This window comes from Thermosynechococcus sp., from assembly GCF_046299655.1.
GTDB lineage: Bacteria > Cyanobacteriota > Cyanobacteriia > Thermosynechococcales > Thermosynechococcaceae > Thermosynechococcus.
This window is the reverse complement of record NZ_JBKBHZ010000002.1, coordinates 193,658-211,910: the sequence shown is the minus strand read 5'-3', so window position 1 is coordinate 211,910 and position 18,253 is coordinate 193,658. Positions and strand designations below refer to the sequence as shown.

At 53.4% G+C, this 18,253-nt stretch carries 16 protein-coding genes and 1 pseudogene; 9 read left to right on the top strand and 8 right to left on the bottom strand.

Features of this window, described 5'->3' with window-relative positions; translation table 11 throughout:
- Positions 1-14: 14 nt before the first annotated feature.
- On the bottom strand, positions 15-503 hold the full coding sequence (locus tag ACK4HN_RS02550) for an RNA recognition motif domain-containing protein (protein ID WP_409869494.1): 489 nt from the start codon (positions 501-503) through the stop codon (positions 15-17).
- A 341-nt stretch (positions 504-844) separates the two neighbouring features.
- Between ACK4HN_RS02550 and bchI the strand changes: the two genes are divergently transcribed.
- Entirely contained in the window at positions 845-1,912 is a 1,068-nt protein-coding gene (gene bchI, locus ACK4HN_RS02545; RefSeq protein WP_409877193.1) for a magnesium chelatase ATPase subunit I, read from the top strand.
- Between the two features lie 245 nt (positions 1,913-2,157).
- On the opposite strand, the gene ylqF is transcribed toward bchI, so the two are convergent.
- A complete protein-coding gene (gene ylqF, locus ACK4HN_RS02540; protein ID WP_409869492.1) occupies positions 2,158-2,994 on the bottom strand; it encodes a ribosome biogenesis GTPase YlqF in 837 nt (278 codons plus the stop codon).
- Between the two features lie 413 nt (positions 2,995-3,407).
- Between ylqF and ACK4HN_RS02535 the strand changes: the two genes are divergently transcribed.
- The 3 genes from ACK4HN_RS02535 to ACK4HN_RS02525 are packed head-to-tail and all read left to right on the top strand — an operon-like array spanning position 3,408 to position 5,661.
- Positions 3,408-4,835 carry a form I ribulose bisphosphate carboxylase large subunit gene (locus tag ACK4HN_RS02535; RefSeq protein ID WP_409849959.1) on the top strand — a complete coding sequence of 476 codons (1,428 nt, stop codon included), beginning with the start codon at positions 3,408-3,410 and terminating at the stop codon, positions 4,833-4,835.
- Between the two features lie 53 nt (positions 4,836-4,888).
- A complete protein-coding gene (rcbX, locus tag ACK4HN_RS02530) occupies positions 4,889-5,269 on the top strand; it encodes a RuBisCO chaperone RbcX (protein ID WP_409869491.1) in 381 nt (126 codons plus the stop codon).
- A 35-nt stretch (positions 5,270-5,304) separates the two neighbouring features.
- Positions 5,305-5,661: a ribulose bisphosphate carboxylase small subunit gene (locus tag ACK4HN_RS02525; protein WP_409849955.1), complete on the top strand. Its 357-nt coding sequence runs from the start codon at positions 5,305-5,307 to the stop codon at positions 5,659-5,661.
- Positions 5,662-5,775: 114 nt separating this feature from the next.
- Here ACK4HN_RS02525 and ACK4HN_RS02520 read toward each other — a convergent pair whose 3' ends face one another.
- The 3 genes from ACK4HN_RS02520 to ACK4HN_RS02510 all read right to left on the bottom strand — a co-directional run bounded on the left by ACK4HN_RS02520 (position 5,776) and on the right by ACK4HN_RS02510 (position 9,537).
- Positions 5,776-8,505 (bottom strand): valine--tRNA ligase, encoded by a 2,730-nt coding sequence (locus ACK4HN_RS02520; RefSeq protein WP_409869490.1) that lies wholly within the window; start codon positions 8,503-8,505, stop codon positions 5,776-5,778.
- 25 nt (positions 8,506-8,530) lie between these two features.
- A complete protein-coding gene (fabG, locus tag ACK4HN_RS02515) occupies positions 8,531-9,268 on the bottom strand; it encodes a 3-oxoacyl-[acyl-carrier-protein] reductase (RefSeq protein ID WP_409849951.1) in 738 nt (245 codons plus the stop codon).
- 128 nt (positions 9,269-9,396) lie between these two features.
- Positions 9,397-9,537 (bottom strand): DUF4351 domain-containing protein, encoded by a 141-nt coding sequence (locus ACK4HN_RS02510; RefSeq protein WP_409869489.1) that lies wholly within the window; start codon positions 9,535-9,537, stop codon positions 9,397-9,399.
- On the opposite strand from ACK4HN_RS02510, the pseudogene ACK4HN_RS02505 reads away from it, so the two are divergent.
- Both ACK4HN_RS02505 and ACK4HN_RS02500 read left to right on the top strand, forming a co-directional pair.
- Positions 9,512-9,850 (top strand): annotated as a pseudogene (locus tag ACK4HN_RS02505) (zinc ribbon domain-containing protein); the annotation flags it as partial. The gene ACK4HN_RS02510 and the pseudogene ACK4HN_RS02505 overlap by 26 nt on opposite strands.
- 104 nt (positions 9,851-9,954) lie before the next feature.
- The gene (locus tag ACK4HN_RS02500; RefSeq protein WP_409850763.1) at positions 9,955-10,275 is read left to right on the top strand and encodes an MgPME-cyclase complex family protein; all 321 of its coding nucleotides are present in this window, start codon (positions 9,955-9,957) and stop codon (positions 10,273-10,275) included.
- On the opposite strand, the gene ACK4HN_RS02495 is transcribed toward ACK4HN_RS02500, so the two are convergent.
- Together ACK4HN_RS02495 and ACK4HN_RS02490 are read right to left on the bottom strand one after the other, a co-directional pair.
- Positions 10,272-13,763: an AAA-like domain-containing protein gene (locus ACK4HN_RS02495; protein ID WP_409869385.1), complete on the bottom strand. Its 3,492-nt coding sequence runs from the start codon at positions 13,761-13,763 to the stop codon at positions 10,272-10,274. The genes ACK4HN_RS02500 and ACK4HN_RS02495 overlap by 4 nt on opposite strands.
- A gap of 10 nt (positions 13,764-13,773) precedes the next feature.
- Positions 13,774-14,580 (bottom strand): helix-turn-helix domain-containing protein, encoded by an 807-nt coding sequence (locus ACK4HN_RS02490; protein WP_409869386.1) that lies wholly within the window; start codon positions 14,578-14,580, stop codon positions 13,774-13,776.
- Between the two features lie 141 nt (positions 14,581-14,721).
- On the opposite strand from ACK4HN_RS02490, the gene purC reads away from it, so the two are divergent.
- The gene (gene purC / locus ACK4HN_RS02485; protein ID WP_409869387.1) at positions 14,722-15,453 is read left to right on the top strand and encodes a phosphoribosylaminoimidazolesuccinocarboxamide synthase; all 732 of its coding nucleotides are present in this window, start codon (positions 14,722-14,724) and stop codon (positions 15,451-15,453) included.
- Positions 15,450-16,433, top strand: a complete 984-nt coding sequence (locus ACK4HN_RS02480) for a glucokinase (protein WP_409869388.1) — start codon at positions 15,450-15,452, stop codon at positions 16,431-16,433. The genes purC and ACK4HN_RS02480 overlap by 4 nt, the downstream gene beginning before the upstream one ends.
- Positions 16,434-16,437: 4 nt before the next feature.
- Here the strand turns inward: ACK4HN_RS02480 and ACK4HN_RS02475 are convergent, their stop codons facing one another.
- On the bottom strand, positions 16,438-17,373 hold the full coding sequence (locus ACK4HN_RS02475) for a DUF1517 domain-containing protein (RefSeq protein ID WP_409869389.1): 936 nt from the start codon (positions 17,371-17,373) through the stop codon (positions 16,438-16,440).
- Positions 17,374-17,622: 249 nt separating this feature from the next.
- Between ACK4HN_RS02475 and ACK4HN_RS02470 the strand changes: the two genes are divergently transcribed.
- Entirely contained in the window at positions 17,623-18,090 is a 468-nt protein-coding gene (locus tag ACK4HN_RS02470; protein WP_181495067.1) for a DUF4079 domain-containing protein, read from the top strand.
- Positions 18,091-18,253: the final 163 nt, after the last annotated feature.

Here is an 18,253-nt window from a genome sequence, read left to right as displayed (position 1 = left end):
ACTGCCTAAAAGCGTTAAGCGTTGCTGCTTTGGGCGAGGAGCCGTTCCTTGAGCTGTGCTAAGGCATCTGCCCAGCGGGGATCCGGTTCAACCGCTTCCATCTCCGTGGAGATATCTTCGGCGGGCGTAGAATTCCCTTGGGTACGCCGCCCATTGTTTTTATTATTTTTGTTATTTTTGCGATTGTTACTGCGGTTACTGGAATTGGGTTTTTCTGCCGCTGCTGCTTCTTTTTCTTTGGCTTCAGACTTGGGCTTGTCGTTGGCCTTCTCAATCTTGAGGGGATTGTCCTTAAAGGTGTAGCCGTTGAGTTTCTCAATCACCTGATCGGCTATCTCCTCAGATTCGACAGTGACAAAGCCGAACCCGCGGCACTTGCCAGTTTTGCGATCGGTGATCAGCTTAGTGGTCCCTACTTCACCTATCTCTTGATGAAAGAGGGCTTCTAGTTCCTCGCGGCTCAGTTCACGCGGCAGATTGCCCACATATAAACGCACGGACATCAGGAAACCTCCCTTAAACAGCTTAAAAACAACACAATTCAAAAATGGACAGTCGGGCGTGAAAAACTGCTCGCAACTGAGGCCTACATCCCTCACTGGCACGTAAAGCCCCTGCCGTTCTTGGTGATGAGAAATGATTGGGCTGGTTCACAGCGATTGTTGCTAATTGAGAGCCTTAATGGATGTGGCAGAGCAAAGGCAATGAGAGCACTTATGCTCTTTATTGTCTCTACATAGGTTACCATGGTTTTTCCACCTAGGGCTAGGATTTTGCGGCAAAATTTTGCTGTGGCAGCACAAACGCAATGTGGCACAATAATCAATGCTGTGTTTGCGATCGGATGCCTGTGACTGCGACTGCTGTCCCTCGTCGGCCTGTTTTCCCCTTTGCGGCAATTGTCGGTCAAGATGAAATGAAACTGTCGCTGCTGCTCAATGTCATTGACCCCAAAATTGGTGGCGTCATGATCATGGGCGATCGCGGCACAGGCAAATCCACCACGATTCGTGCCCTGGCGGATCTGCTTCCCGAAATTGAAGTGGTGGCCGATGATCCTTTTAATAGTCACCCCAGCGACCCCGATCTCATGAGCGATGCTGTGAAGGTGGCCGTAGCAGCGGGTGAACCGATTCACACCATCAAGAAAAAAGTGCCCATGGTGGATCTGCCCCTAGGGGCAACGGAGGATCGGGTGTGCGGCACGATTGACATTGAAAAAGCCCTTGCTGAGGGAGTGAAAGCCTTTGAACCGGGACTCTTGGCTAAGGCAAATCGCGGCATTCTCTATGTGGATGAAGTCAACCTCCTCGACGATCACTTAGTGGATGTTCTCCTCGATGCCGCTGCCTCCGGCTGGAATACCGTTGAGCGCGAGGGCATTTCCATTCGGCACCCGGCACGCTTTGTCTTGGTTGGGTCTGGCAATCCGGAGGAAGGCGAACTGCGACCGCAACTGTTGGATCGCTTTGGCATGCACGCTGAGATTCGCACGGTCAAAGATCCAACCCTGCGGGTGGAAATTGTGGAGCAGCGATCGCAATTTGATCAAAATCCCGAAGCCTTCTTGGCCAAATACCAAGCCCAACAGGAAGCCCTTCAAGCCAAGCTAGTGGCTGCTCAAGCCCTATTGCCCAGCGTCACCATTGACCACGAACTGCGGGTGAAAATTTCCCAAGTGTGTGCTGAGCTAGATGTGGATGGCCTGCGGGGAGACATTGTCACCAATCGCGCGGCCAAGGCCCTAGCTGCCTTTGAGGGACGCACAGAGGTCACTGTTGAAGATATTGCGCGGGTAATTGTTCTCTGTTTGCGCCACCGACTGCGCAAGGATCCCCTCGAGTCCATTGACTCCGGCTACAAGGTACGCAAGGTCTTCCAAGAGGTCTTTGGTGTAGAGATTGCCGCTTAGGCTGAGGATTGCAACCGCTCTCATCCCCACGCGTAGGCGGACCCGGTGGCGGTACTTGCCCTCAGGATCATGGAAACCCCGTTCGATGCCCAATTGCTCATCCAGTTCATCCAGAGGGCGTGGCTCCTTGCGACTGCCATCTGCTCCAAAACTGCGCACTATACCATCATTGCACCGCCAGCCTACCTGTACAGTAATTATCAGTGTTTTCACAGTTGTCTCCATTTGCGTTGGGTGCATGGATATTACTGAGGAGGATGCTCAAGGGCGATCGCCCCCAAGTAACCGCGGCGGTAGTCCTGCAACAGGTGTCGTGCCGCCCGTTCCAAGTCGCCGTGGTAGCGGTTAGTGGCGAGATCATGAAGATAGGTTTCACCCGTGTCGGTGACGGCTAAACCATAGCGATCGCTCAGGCGATCGGCGTGTCCTAACTGATGCAGTAGCTCAACAAGAATCGGTGCCACCCGGCAAGGATCGTAGGCCGCTTGGCCAATGTCATCACAAATGGCCAGTTTTACTGCCGCCTCTTGATTCTTGAAATTCATCGGTAAGACACCGGGGGCATCCAAAAGTTCCAAGGTGGGAGACAAACGCACCCAACGCAGCTGCCGCGTCACCCCCGGCCGAGCGGCACTCTCGACCACCCGTTGCTGCAACAAGCGATTAATCAGTGCTGACTTGCCCACATTGGGAAACCCCAGAACCACAGCCCGCACGGCTCGCATTTGCATACCCCGCTGTTGACGGCGTTGATTCATGGCAGCCCCTGCCCGCACTGCTGCCTGTTGGAGTCGGCGAATGCCTTCCCCCCGCTGTGCATTGGTGAAAAAGACAGTTTCTCCTTGGGTCTCAAACCAACTCTGCCATTGCTGGCGATCGCGATCGCTAATTCTGTCCATACCATTGAGCACCAAAAGGCGGTGCTTGCCGCTCGCCCACTGCCGAATTTGGGGATGGCAACTGGCAAGGGGAATCCGCGCATCCCGCACTTCAAAAATCACATCCACCTGTTTCAGTTGTTCCTTCAGGGCGCGTTCTGCCTTGGCAATGTGGCCGGGATACCATTGAATAATCGGACTCATAGAAATTCCACCCCCTTTTCTTCAAAAACAATAGAGCGATCTCCCCCCCGTAAGGGTCGTTAAATTGATTACAGATAATCATCGAGTCTATTTGAATAGACAGAAGGCTATAGTTATGTACTTCCGATTAGCAACCTATAAACAACTCTAAAGATTGATAACCCAAACCTATAGAATAATTAAGAATCTTCAAAGCAAAAGTTATTGCATTGGGTATCAACTAAGCTGATGCTTAAGCATAAGACCTACGACGATATCACAGGCTTGCGGATGGTTGCATCATCTCGCTGAGTTTTGCACTGCTCAATGTTGCCCCATTTTGGGGAATCGTAGCGTTCACACTACCCATTGCAAAAGTTGCCCATAGAGATTGCTCTATTCGGCACAGTAACTGTTAAAGAGGAAAAACGTCTATGGCCTATACACAATCAAAATCCCAGAAAGTTGGGTATCAGGCAGGGGTAAAGGACTACCGCCTGACTTACTACACCCCTGATTACACCCCCAAAGATACCGATATTCTAGCGGCCTTTCGTGTCACGCCACAGCCGGGGGTGCCCTTTGAGGAAGCCGCTGCCGCCGTTGCCGCTGAATCCTCCACTGGGACATGGACCACCGTGTGGACCGACCTGCTGACCGACTTGGATCGCTACAAAGGTCGCTGCTACGATATCGAACCGCTGCCCGGTGAAGACAACCAGTTCATTGCCTACATTGCCTATCCGCTGGATCTCTTTGAAGAAGGCTCTGTCACTAACATGCTCACCTCCATTGTGGGGAACGTGTTTGGTTTCAAAGCCCTCAAAGCTTTGCGCCTTGAAGACCTGCGGATTCCTGTGGCTTACCTGAAAACTTTCCAAGGGCCACCCCACGGTATCCAAGTAGAACGCGACAAATTGAATAAATACGGTCGTCCCCTCTTGGGCTGCACGATTAAGCCGAAACTGGGGTTGTCGGCGAAAAACTATGGCCGTGCCGTTTACGAATGCTTGCGCGGTGGTCTGGACTTCACCAAGGATGACGAAAACATCAACTCCCAGCCTTTCCAACGCTGGCGCGATCGCTTCCTGTTTGTGGCTGATGCTGTTCACAAAGCCCAAGCAGAAACCGGCGAAATTAAAGGCCACTACTTGAACGTGACCGCTGCGACCTGCGAAGAAATGCTGAAACGGGCAGAGTTCGCCAAAGAACTGGAAATGCCCATCATCATGCACGACTTCCTCACCGCTGGCTTCACTGCCAACACCACCCTTGCTAAATGGTGCCGTGACAATGGCATGCTCCTGCACATTCACCGCGCCATGCACGCAGTGATTGACCGCCAGAAGAACCATGGGATTCACTTCCGAGTCCTAGCCAAGTGCTTGCGGATGTCCGGTGGTGACCATATCCACACCGGTACCGTGGTCGGTAAGCTCGAAGGGGATAAAGCGGTTACCCTAGGCTTTGTGGATCTACTGCGGGAAAATTACATTGAGCAGGATCGCTCCCGTGGCATTTACTTCACCCAAGACTGGGCCTCGATGCCGGGTGTGATGGCCGTGGCCTCCGGTGGAATTCACGTCTGGCACATGCCTGCCCTTGTGGACATCTTTGGGGATGACGCCGTGCTGCAATTCGGTGGTGGTACTTTGGGTCACCCTTGGGGGAATGCACCGGGTGCAACGGCCAACCGCGTTGCCCTTGAAGCCTGTATCCAAGCTCGCAACGAAGGTCGTGACCTCATGCGCGAAGGCGGTGACATCATCCGTGAAGCGGCTCGTTGGAGTCCAGAACTGGCCGCTGCCTGCGAACTCTGGAAAGAAATCAAGTTTGAGTTTGAAGCGCAGGACACGATCTAGGTGGTGCAGTTGGGGTTCAATCGGAGCGATGGCAACGATTTCCCCGTAGGTCTATGGATGTCAAGCACATTGCGAAGCAAACCACCAAAACCCTGATGAGTTATCTCACCTATCAGGCGGTGCGAACCGTGATTGGACAACTGGCTGAAACCGATCCACCGCGATCGCTCTGGCTACACCAGTTCACGAGTCAAGAAAGTATTCAAGATGGTGAACGGTACTTGGAAGCCCTCTTTCGCGAACAGCCCGATCTCGGTTTTCGCATTCTCACCGTACGCGAACATCTCGCAGAAATGGTGGCGGACTACCTACCGGAAATGCTCCGCGCTGGCATCCAGCAGGCCAATTTGCACCACCGCTGTCAACAACTGGAGCGGATGACCCAAGTGTCGGAAGCCAATGTTGAGAGCAGCAACCCCGAAACCCCTGAATAATTTAATTTATTGACTGTGAACCAATTGAGGAACCTATGAAAACACTGCCCAAAGAGCGTCGTTACGAAACCTTCTCCTACCTGCCTCCCCTTAGTGACGCCCAAATTGCTCGCCAGATTCAGTACGCCATTGATCAGGGCTACCACCCCTGCGTGGAGTTCAACGAAAGCTCTGATGCGGAAGTCCGTTACTGGACCATGTGGAAGCTGCCGCTGTTTAATTGCACCAACGCCCAAGAGGTGCTCAACGAGGTGCAGCAGTGCCGCTCGGAATATCCCAACTGCTTCATCCGCGTGGTGGCCTTTGACAATATCAAGCAGTGCCAAGTGATGAGCTTTATTGTCTATAAGCCCAATCAGGCCAACAGTGGCTACAGCGGCTATCGCTACTAGGGCTGAGATTTTCTTAGTTCATTGCAGTTGAATTGCAGTTTAGGGGGGGGGAAACGACCCCCCTATTTTTTGTCTGGGTATTATTTGATTTTGGGCTGCTCGTCAGGATTGGGTTTAGGCATGGGCACTCAGGGATTGGAGTCGGCGCTCAATAATCGTCAGTTGCTGTTGGGCAGCAGTGAGTTGGGCTTGAGCCGTAGCCACCACCTCTGGTTGGGCTTTGTTGACAAAGTTCGGGTTACTGAGGCGAGCTGTTAAAGATTGAATGTCTTTGGTCAGGCGATCGCCCTCCTTCTGGAGCTTCGTCACCAAGGCTGCCACATCCACGACCCCCGCGAGGGGAATCAGCACCTCACTTTTGCCTACCACACCGCTAAAGACCTGCTGGGGAATTTGCAGTCCGGTGCCAATGGTGAGCGACTCAAGACGCGCCAAGTGTTGAATATCCGCCGCCCCAGCTTCAAAGATCGGTGCTTCCTCAGCACTGGCCTCAATCAGGGCGGTAATATACAGCCCCGGTTTAATCCCCGCCTCTGCCCGCAGATTGCGAATCGTGCGGATGGTTTCAATCAAAAGGCTAAATTGGGCTTCAAGGTTGGGGTCAATGGCACGGCGATTGACTTTCGGGTAGGGTTGCACTGCCAAAAGTTCGCTTTCTCCCACCTGATGCAGCGTGTGCCAAATTTCCTCTGTGATGTGGGGCATGAAAGGATGAAGTAGCTTCAGGATGCCATCGAGAACCGTGGCCAGCACCTGTTGCGCAACGCGCTTAGCTTTAGCGTTGTCCCCTTGCAAGCGGGGCTTCACCAGTTCAATGTACCAGTCGCAAAAATCCCCCCAGATAAATTCATAGAGTCCCTTGGCTGCCTCCCCAAGGCCGTAGCTTTCAATGCGTTCGCGGGTGGTTTGGACAGCAGTGTGGTAGCGACTGAGAATCCAGCGATCGCTGGCCGCTAAGTCCCGCCGCTGCGGTACCCCCAACTGGGCGGGGGTTTGTCCCTCTAGATTCAACAGCACAAAGCGAGAGGCATTCCAAAGCTTGTTGGCAAAGTTGCGTGCCGCCTCGACGGTGGCTGATTCATCGGTTTTGCGGTTGTAGGCCAAGCGAATATCCTGACCAGCACCCACCACTTCTTTGACTAAGCTATAGCGCAGGGCATCGGTGCCATATTTATCAATGAGAATCAGCGGGTCAATGCCATTGTTGGCGGATTTGGACATTTTCTTGTTGTTTTCATCCCGCACCAAACCGTGGATATAGACATCGCGGAAGGGGATTTTACCCGTGAAGTACTGCCCCAGCATGGTCATCCGCGCCACCCAGAAAAAGATAATGTCAAACCCGGTCACAAGGGTGGTGGTGGGGTAATAGCGGCGATAGTCTGGCGTATCATCAGGCCAGCCCAGTGTGGAAAAAGGCCATAGGCCGGAGGAAAACCACGTATCTAGGACGTCCTGATCCTGCTGGAGTTGAATCTCCTCGCCAAATTGGGCAATCGCCTTGGCACGCGCCTCCGTTTCATTCATTGCCACCACAAAGGGGGTTTCATCGCGCACTTCGCCATCGGTTTCACTGACTACATACCAAGCGGGAATTTGATGCCCCCACCACAGTTGCCGTGAAATACACCAATCCCGTAAGTTCACCAGCCAATCGCGATAGACCTTTGTCCAGCGATCGGGGATAAAGCGGGGGGAATGCTTTTTATCCAGCGCCTTGAGGGTGGCATCCGCGAGGGGACGAATTTTCACAAACCATTGAGTAGAGAGGAGGGGTTCAATGGGTACTTTGCCGCGATCGCTGTAGGGAACGGTGTGTTTATAGTCCTCCACCCGCACCAAAAAGCCCTCTGCCTCTAGGCGAGCCACCACCTGTTTACGCGCCACAAAGCGATCCAGACCGGCAAACTCGCCAGCATTCTCGTTGAGGGTGCCATCCTTATTCATCAGGTTAATCATCGGCAGGTGATGGCGTTGCCCCATGACAAAATCATTGGGATCGTGGGCTGGTGTCACTTTCACACAGCCAGTGCCAAAGGTGGGATCCACCAGTGGATCGCCGATGATTGGAATGTCTCGATTCACAAGCGGCAGGCGCAGGGTTTTACCAATGAAATGGCGATAGCGATCGTCCTCAGGGTGAACTGCCACCGCCGTATCCCCCAGCATGGTTTCCGGACGAGTTGTGGCCACCTCTAAATATCCTGAACCATCCGTGAGGGGATAGCGAAAATACCAGAGATGCCCCTGCACTTCGCGATTTTCTACCTCCAAATCTGAGACTGCCGATTGACTGGCGGGGCACCAGTTCACCAAATACTTGCCGCGATAGATTAGCCCTGCTTCATAGAGGCGATTAAAAGCGGTCAGCACCGCCCGCGACAGCCCCTCGTCCATTGTGAAGCGTTCCCGCGACCAATCCACCGACAGTCCCAAGCGACGAATTTGGCTAACAATCGTATTGCCCGAGGACTCTTTCCACGCCCAAGCCCGCTGGAGATAGGCGTCTCGTCCCAAGGCAAAGCGGTTGGTGCCCTCTGCCTGCAACTGTTGATCCAAAATCGTGCTAACGGCAATACTGGCATGGTCTGTGCCCGGCAGCCAGAGAACGTTGCGGCCAATCATGCGGTGATAGCGAATCAGCACATCAATCAGGGCGTGCTCAAAGGCGTGCCCCATGTGCAAACTGCCGGTGACATTCGGCGGCGGAATGACAATGCAATAGGGTTTGCCGGGGTGGTTGGGGTCAGCGTGAAAGACACCACTGCTTTCCCAAAGCTGTTGCCACTTGGCCTCCGTTTGCTTGGGATCGTATTGACTAGGGAGCGTAATCGCGTCGGTCATGGGTTGCTGTACTACTCCAAGGCGCCTAGGCCATCACCATACCACCATCCACATTGAAGACTTGCCCCGTAATGTAGGCGGCTGCCGGATCCAAGGCCAAAAAGCGCACCATTCCTGCCACTTCTGTGGGGTCGCCATACCGCCCTAGGGGAATGAATTTAAGAATGTCCTCTGCCTTGAGTCCAGCGGTCATCTCAGTGGCAATAAAGCCGGGAGCCACGGCATTCACGGTAATGCCTCGACTGGCCAGTTCCTTGGCCACCGTTTTGGTAAAGCCAATCACCCCTGCTTTGGCGGCACTATAGTTGGCTTGGCCGGGGTTGCCCATTTGTCCGGCCACCGAGGCAATGTTAATAATCCGCCCCCGTTTTTGCTTGAGCATCAGTTTACTCACAGCCCGAGTACACAGGAAAACCCCGGTAAGGTTCAGGTTAATCACTGCTTGCCAGTCCTCGAGGCTCATACGCAGCAGCAGCGTGTCGCGGGTAATACCGGCATTGTTGACCAAGACATCCACACGGCCATAGGTTTCCACGGTTTTGGCCACGAGGGTCTCCACCTGCTCAGGGATAGACACATCGGCAGCGATCGCGATCGCTGTTCCCCCTTGCTGTTCAATCATCTGTACCACTTCAAGGGCAGCCTCAGCAGAACGGGCGTAGTTGACAACCACAGTGGCTCCTTTTTTGGCCAGTTCGAGGGCGATCGCCCGACCAATCCCGCGTGAGGCACCAGTGACAATGGCAACGGCTGCTTCGCTCAAATTAGTTCTCTCCTAAGGGCAAAAATGCTGCGCGTATGGATAATCCATCACAAATTTTAACAGTGGATGTTACCCCTCTTGGTGCTAGGGCATGTCATCCGAATAGATCAACGATCAAGGCAGTATTCTTAGGTGGAGCGATCGAGCCACGCAGACACTTCCTCTAGATCAGTGAAGTCTAGGCGTGCTTCTGCCAACGCTTCGATTTGATCAGCAGAGAGCTGACGAATCCGTTCTTCAATGTCATTAACGGAACGCAGACGCAGCAACAGTTGGGCGTTTTACCAACTGAGACTGTTTATCGGCTACAAAGCCTTGAGGGCTAGGGTGAAGGTGATTTTGGTGAACCCGGCCTATACGAGCCAGACCTGTCACCCATGCCTGCACATCCACCCCGACCCGGATCAGTCCTATCGGAGCGGCAAGCAGTTTAAGTGCGGGCATTGGGGTTGGCAGGGGGATGCGGATTTCAACGGTGCAAAAAATATTGCAGCTATGGGGGCGAGCGTAAACCGTCCTAGAGGTCCCTGGTTGTCTTGCCAGATAACTGCAGGGCTACTGAAAGCCCGCGCTGTAGCTTAGCTCAGCGTCGGGTAGTTTACAACTAGAGCGTTATGGAGGCAGGGGGTCCCCCTATGGTAAGCTGAGGACTGTATAGAATATGTTGTGGTTTTGCATAGATCCCTATGGCGACGTACTATTACATTCTCGCAAGCAAAAAGTTTTTGACTGAGGAAGAACCCCTTGAAGAAGTGTTTCGCGAGCGACAGCGTCATTATCGAGAGCAAGGTAAAGAGATTGATTTTTGGCTGGTGCCAGAACCTGCCTTTTTAGAGCAGCCCCAGTTTGCTGAACAGAAGGCGCGTTGTCCACAGCCTGCCGCAGCCATTATCTCCACCAACCCGCAATTTATCCAGTGGCTGAAGCTGCGCTTGGAGTATGTGCTAATGGGGCAATTCACCAGCGAGGAGGTTCCCAATCCGCTTGCTTCCCTTGCGAGCGTTTAGGGACAGGCTTGAGCAACAGCGGGATTTTGTTGACGGTAGTCTTTGAGCCAGTCACAGGCGCTGGTTAGTAACTGTGCTAGGGTAGCCAGCGGGCTAATCAAGACTTCGTCATCCTCGGTACCGATCGCCACATAAAGTTCCTCTTGGCCACTCACGTCAACGCTGTAGGGAATGGCAGAAATGCGATCAATGAGTGTAATGAGCTGGCCTTTTTGGTTCCAAACCCGCACACTGCGATCGGGAGAGGCGGTGGCAATCATTTCACCATTCGGGCTAAGACCCAGACTGACAATACTCCGCTGGTGAGCACGAAACAGACGGGGATTACTGGGGGCATTTTTGCTGTGAATTGACCACAAATAGACGGAACCACTTTCGCCAGCCGCCGCTAAGAATTGGCCATTGGCACTAAATTCAAGACTGGTCAGCCATCCTGCATCTGGATTTAAGCGGTAGGCAGGGCGATCGCCCTCAAAATTCCAGACCTCAATTGTGCCCGCAGACCCCGTACTCGCGAGGAGGGGGAGTTTCGGATGGAAGCTGAGGCTCCAAATTTCCCCTTCCGTTTTGCGTTTTTGAATTTTCTCTGGTCGCTGAAGATCAACGAGATAAATCGTGCCTTTTTCATCCCCGGCGGCCAGGTACCGCTGTTGTGGATCCATGGCCACGGCGTATAGAGGCGCTTCAATGGGGAGTTGCCATGTTTGTTGGGACTGATCCCAAAGATTCCAGAGGACGAGTTTGCCCCCTTTGGTGGCGATCGCCACCCTGTCAGCCCTTGGACTAAAGAGTACTTGGTTGATGCCTTGGGGATCGAGCACTGGGGTTGTGGCCAAGAGCGTACCATCCCGTCGCCAGTGCTTGACGCGACCATCTTTGCCCCCTGTTACCAATGTGGCAGCTTGGGGATCGAGGGCTACTGTCCAAACACTTTCCTGATTGGCAAGCCAGTGTTCTGTGCGGTGATGATCGAGGTACCACAACGTCATCTGCCCCCCGCGATCGCTACTGAGAAGCACTGATCCCGTTGCATTAAAACTCACTGTATTGATCAGGCGTTCATGACCCCTTAACTCAGCAATCAGCTCACCCGTTGGTTGCCACAGACGCATAGTGTTATCGGTGCTCAGGGTCAATAGCCGATAGCCCACAGGAGACGTACCCACAAAATAAACGGGAGCAGCACTGACACGCCATTGATTGATTTGCTGCCCCTTAGCGTTCCAAAGGCGAAGAGTACCATCTTTGCCTACCGTGGCCAGTTGGCCATTACTGAGATAGGTCAAACTGGTTTGAGGAACGGGAAGATCGGCTTGAACTTGCCATGCTTGGAGCAGTTCCCCCTGACGCGACCAAACTCGAATCCAGCCTTCTTCATCGGCAGTGGCTAAGCGATCGCCCCTGATGGCATAGCTCAAGCTATTGATACTCTGGCTGGGGGTGCGAATAGTGGCCAGTAATTCCCCCTCAAGGCTCCAACGCAGCATATCCCCCGTCGTTGTGGTGGCCGTCAACTCCTGCCCCTCTGGACTAAAGCGAAAGTTGTTGATGGGTAGGGGAGGCAAGCGCCGCTCAAGGACAAGTTTTTGTGACTCGACACGCCACAGGGAAATTTCACCTCTGTCATTGAGCAAACCCACGCGATCGCCAGCAGGGCTGAGCCGCGCCAGCGTAACCTTGCCAATCCCCAAAGACTGGGCACTCAGTCGCTCGCCGTTCACTTGCCAAAACTCCACAAGGCCGCTTTCACTAATGCTGAGTTGCTGACCGTCGGCACTCAAAAAGGCCGCCATCAGGGGAGTATTTTCACTCTGCCATTGGTTGCGGGCTTGGATGTGATCGAGGAAGAAATTGAGCACGAAGAGAGGGCGGGTGGTGGGGTATTGACTCAAGGGGCGATCGCCCACCAAGCGTTTTAAGTCACGTCCTGCCTGAATACCTGCCAAAAGAGCAGGCAACTCTTGGCTTTGAAACTGCTCTAGGAGATCATTACTGGTTTGCTCAAGGGCTAAACTGGCTTGGCTGGCCTGCAAATCAGCATAGGTCTTTGCCAAAATCGCAGCTACCCCCAAGGAAATTACAGAAACAACACCCAGTGCCATCAGTGCCCGCTGAGTTAGACGACTGGCTTTGCGACGAGCTGCCTCCAGAATTCGATTGGCCGCGCTGATGGCTTCTTTTTCTTGGCGTTCTAAGAGGAGAGTATCTTGAATTGCCTTTTGGTTTGCCTCTTGACTCGCAGAGAGGTACTGGTAGTCCAGATCACTGAGACTTTTGCCACTCGCCCAGAGTAGCGCTTCCTCAAGCGCCTGTCCCCGCAGGAGCCGGGAGCTATCACTCCCCCCAGAGCGTAACCATGCTTGGAATTCTTCACTGTAAGGGCGCAGTTGTGCCAACTGTTGCTCAACCCACTGGGGATTAAAAACTTGGGCATAGATGGGGTTAAAGACCTGTAACTTCCCTTGACGCTGGCACACCAATCCCGTCAAAGCGAGGGCACGCTGCTCACTACTGCCATCAAGGGGAATACCCCCCGTTTCTAAAACGCGCTGATAGAGACCCAAGAGACGACCAATGCGCTGTTCATCCGCCAGCAAGCGATTGCGGATGGTTTTCAAGTGTTCGGGTTCATCTTGGCGTTCCCAATCTTGAAGGATATGCGCTTGGACAAACTGGGATAACTGCTGGGAGAGCATTGAGGCTGGCATGAATGACCCATGCTGTTGCAGCAGGCGACAGAGTTTCTGGGTCAAGAAGGGTTGGCCGCCTGTCCAGTGGAGAATTTCCGCCAAGAGTTGATTAGGGTTGTCGCTGAGATGGGCAATGCCCTTGAGGAGGGGGGTGGCTTCCGCCAGGGTAAATCCCTGTAGGTCAATGGCACGACCAATGTTAAAGGGAGTGCGCTGCTTATCTTGAATCAGTTGATCGGGGGTGGCCACGCCAAAGAGGGCAAAGGTTAAGCGCTGATATTCCGGACGATCTGCCCGTTGGTTGTAACAAGCGCGGATCCAAGCAAAAAAATCGTCGGTGGAAAAGGGCAAACTCAACAAACTATCAATTTCATCAATGAAAATCACAAGGGGTTCACGGGTGTAGGCAAGGAGCACCGTTTCTACAAATTCACTGAGGCGTTGAATGGGTGACACCAGCTGGCGATCGCGCCACCAAGAGCGCAACGAGACCACATCAGTTAACTGAAATCCCTGAATGAGGGCACCAACAAAGCTGGCATACCACTGCTCGGGGTGAATATTTTGGCTGCCAATTTTGGTAATGTCGAGGGCAGCACAGCGATACCCCATGGTCATCAATTGCTGCGTCACCTGCACCCGCAAGCTAGATTTGCCCATTTGCCGCGAATTGAGAATATAGCAAAACTCGCCAGCAGTGAGGGCAGCCAAGAGATCGGCATCCGCTTGCCGTCGGACATAGACTGCCGATGTGGTGGGTAAACTGCCCCCCACTTGATAGATGATTGCTTCATCCATTGAGGACAACCTAGTTGGAGACGGTACGCTCAGGGACTGTTAACGTGCTTGTGGTCTCGGAAGTGGCCTGACTGGCAAGAAATTCTTTTTCTGTGACTTCGCCGGGTTGCCCCATGGGTTGGGACGGGCCATTATTGACACTCACTTTGACAGCGCCCGCATTGCCCGTGCGGACAATCAAGCGTTCCTTAGCTTGCCAACGGCGCTCTGTCCCTGACTCCAGAATGCCGGCATAGACAACTCGACCATCGGCCTCCACCTCTAGCCACACAGCATCGGAGAGGGACAATTTGACCTCAACCGTTTCAGGGATAGTGGGACTGGGTGTCGGTGTTGCCGCTACGGTAGGGGTGGGTGTCGGGCTGGGGGATGCTGTAGGGGTAGGTGCGGGGGGTAAATCAGTAATGCTTTGGGGTTGGGGCCGAAAGAGATAGGCCAACGCAGCCACTGCTGCTGCGACAAGGGCAAAGTACATCAAGTACAGGTGAACCGGACGCAACTGCCAACCCATACCGCCCCTAGAGACACTAGGTTTATCGGGGCGCTCCGCAGGCTCAACCACCGTGGGAAAATTGGCAGCAATACTTTTGCCATCAAGACCAAGGGCATCGGCAAAACGGCGAATAAATCCTTGGGTATAGACCGGTTCGGGCAACTCCTCTAGGCTGGCGTTCTCAATGGCTGCAAGGATGGACTGGCGCACGAACGTTTTGGCGGCTAACTCTTCAAGACTCAGACCGAGTTCGAGTCGCTTGTCGCGCAGGAAGGCACCAATCTCTGCTAGTTTTTCTGCCTGTTGATCACTGAGGTGAGGCATCACTATCTATCTCCTGCCGTCCGTCTGTGCCAATTTGCCGAAGAAGGGTTTAGCCATTGGGATTATCCTATAGCAAGCTGCTGTGGATTGGGGGACTGCCTTTGCTAGGCTAGATTTGGTTTTTAGACATACCTTTTCTTTATGACTCAGTTTTCTCCCTTGTACGAAGGCAAGGCAAAGATTATTTATGCCACAGCGGATCCAGACATCTTGCTGGCGGAGTTCAAGGATGATGCCACCGCCTTTAATGCTCAAAAGCGCGGCTCGATCCAAAACAAGGGAGTGATGAACTGTGCGATCGCCAGCCATTTGTTTCAGTATCTGGCAGCTCAGGGCATCCCCAACCATTTTATTGCCCAAGTGGCGCCAAACACGATGCACATTCGACGAGTAGAGATTATTCCCCTTGAGGTGGTGGTGCGTAATCGGGCGGCGGGAAGCCTCTGTCGGCAGACGGGCTTGCCTTTGGGATTAGAACTTAATCCCCCCCTAGTGGAGTTTTACCTCAAGAATGATGATCTTAGTGATCCGCTGCTCACAGGGGATCGCCTGCGCCTATTGCAAATTGCCACGGATGAGGAAGTCACAAAGATCAGGGAAATGGCCTTGGCTGTCAATACCCATCTCAGTCGTTTTTTTGCCGAGTGTGGCATTACCCTTGTGGACTTTAAGCTGGAGTTTGGCCGCAGTCGCAGTGGGGAGATTCTCTTGGCAGATGAAATTAGCCCCGACAGTTGCCGCCTCTGGAATCAAGATGAAAGTGATCCTGAGAAGCGCATTCTCGATAAAGATCGTTTTCGCCAAGATTTGGGAGGCATCGAAGATGCCTATGCCCTCGTGATGCAGCGAGTGTTAGCAAGAGGCAGGCAATGACTGTGATTCTCGGCGCCGATGTGGGTGGCACAAAAACGCTCGTCGAGTTGTGGGATGTGGTGGGCAGTGATTGGCATTTGCTCCACAGGGCTAAATACGCCAGCCGCGATTTCCCTGACTTGACAGCTCTTTTGCAAACCTTCCTCAAGGAGAGTTCTGCCCATCCCCAGCGGGCTTGTTTGGGGATTCCAGGACCTGTGATTGACCAGGTGGCTCAGGTCACCAATTTAGGCTGGCGGGTCAGTGGTGCCGAATTAGAGGTAGCATTGCAGATCCCTTGCGTGACGCTGCTGAATGATTTTGCCGCCGTGGCCTATGGTGCGTTGGTGTTAGCGCCGACGGATTTTGTGATTCTTCAGGAGCGGCCGCGGCGTCCCCAAGCCCCTATTGCCCTTTTGGGAGCGGGTACTGGATTAGGAGAAGCGCTGATGATTTGGCAGGGCGATCGCTACCAAGTAATGCCCCTAGAGGGCGGCCACACTGACTTTCCAGCGCGCAATGAACAGGAAGTGGGTCTATTGCGCTATCTGTGGCAAACCTACGAACACGTCTCTGTGGAGCGGGTGGTCTCTGGTGCAGGGCTGGTGGCGATTTACGACTATCTTAAGAGTGTTCACTTTGCTCCCGAATCAGCCGTCGTGGCAGCAGCAATGGTAAAGGAGGAGGATCGCGCCGCTGTGATCAGCCAGTATGGCTTGGCGGGAGATCCTCTTTGTGCAGAAGCCTTGCGGATGTTTGTGGAGGCCTATGGGGCAGAGGCGGGTAACCTTGCTCTAAAAAGCTTGCCCTTGGGGGGGGTACTGATTGCGGGAGGGATTGCCCCCAAAATCCTACCCAAAATGACCGACGGCACCTTTCTTCAGGCCTTTTTGAATAAAGGACGCTTTCGCCCCCTGATGGCGCAGTTGTACGTTGCGGTGATTACCAATCCTGAAGTGGGATTGCGGGGTGCCGTCCATTTGGCCGCTCAGGGGGTCTAGGGGGTTAGAGATGCTTCAGTTGGGGATAGGCCATTAGCAACTCATCGGCAGTGAGGGTGTCACCAATTTCCTGAGGTTGCCAGAGCACTTCAACCGCCAGCAGGCGATCGCTCCCAAGACTCCCCAACTGTTGTAGCGCTTGGCGCAGCTCTAAATCATTATTCACCGCTGGCAGTTTTAAGCGTCCCGTGGCCGCTACCACAAAGGTGACCACAATGTACTCACCCACTTCATTGCTCACTAGGGGGGCGATCGCCGTCTGTTTAATCTCACGACGGTAGTTAGAGAGGGTTTCCGCGCTGAGTTTGCTGCGCTCCGCAAGAGCCAGTTGATTAAAGGCAGTTTCCGCTTGCAGCAGTTTGGTTTCTTGGCTGCTGGCGTGGGCATAGACCCAGTATTGGGGATGGCGCAGCAGGGCAAGGGTTGCCTCTTGCAGCACTTTACTCAGGCCTTCGGGACTTTGGGTATCGGCGGTGAGCGCCAGTTGATTCAGTGCCTCTTGAAGTTCCCGCGCCTGAGCTAGCAGCCCCACCTGCAGCGTATGCAGCGAGACCACAGGGTTATCGTCATAAAGTTCTGAGTCATCGCCGCTATTGCGGAAGTTGCGGAAGGTGGAGATTAAAATGTTGGCCAGCACACCGATCATCAGGATCGTGAAGAGACCACCAAAGCCACCGCCAAAACCAAAGAAGGGAATGAGGAAGGGAAAGCCAAAGCCACCCCCATAGACGGGAACCGGCTGAGCATAGCCGCCGTAATTACTGCGGGGGGCAGGGTAGGCACGGGTGGGCGCCGGACGACTAAAGGAGCCACCTCCAATACGTCCACCACTGCGGGCTGCCCATGCAGCGCCACTGTCAAGGACAAGATGGGCCATCAATACCCCCACGGCTACAATTGCTGTAACAGATTTGAGACGTTGCCAAAACGTTTTCATCATAAATTGTGTTCCCAAGGATTGACACACCGAAGGAAATGTCCTGCTCTCAGTCTAACGTTTTGTCATTTTTAGAACAGATGGGGAAACCCTACAGCCCTTTTCGCAGGGATGGAACACGCTGGCAACTGTCAAATGCGAGAGGCTCCCGCCCCCTTGGTGTAGGCCATATTTTAGAAAACGGCTGTATTACGATATGAAAAGCAAACTTTCGATCAATGCTTTGCCTGCCGAGTTCTGTTCACGAAAACAATGATTGAAATTCCTGAGCCTCTTAAGCCGGTGATCACCTTTGCCCACCCGGTGCTGATGTGGATTCTTTTTGCGCTCACGCTCTATGCCATGTATTTAGGGATTCAAACCCGTCGCCTACGCTCCCTCAGCGGCGAGGAAAAAAAGGCACTGATCCAATCCAAGGTCAATATCAAACACCACCAAGTTGGCGCCATCCTATTGGCTTTGATGGTCATGGGTACGATTGGCGGGATGGCGGTCACCTACATCAATAATGGCAAGCTCTTTGTCGGGCCGCACTTGATTGTTGGGCTAACGATGACGGCCTTAATTGCGATTTCTGCCAGCTTGACCCCCTTTATGCAAAAGGGAAGCGAGGCCGCCCGTGCCCTGCACATGACCCTGAATCTGTTTTTGGTGATCCTTTTTGGCTGGCAAGCAGTGACGGGTCTGCAAATTGTGCAGCGAATTCTCAATGCCAGCTAAGTGAGGAGGGCAACCTAGGAAGCGATTGTAGCAATTGCAAAATCTCTGCAACAAGCGAGAACTTTTGTGCCAGAATATGAGGAGCACTAATTACTGCAAATAATTCCCAATGCAGTGAGTGCTCCTCTGCTTTATTGATTGCAGACGATTCGCTTTCTGGGTG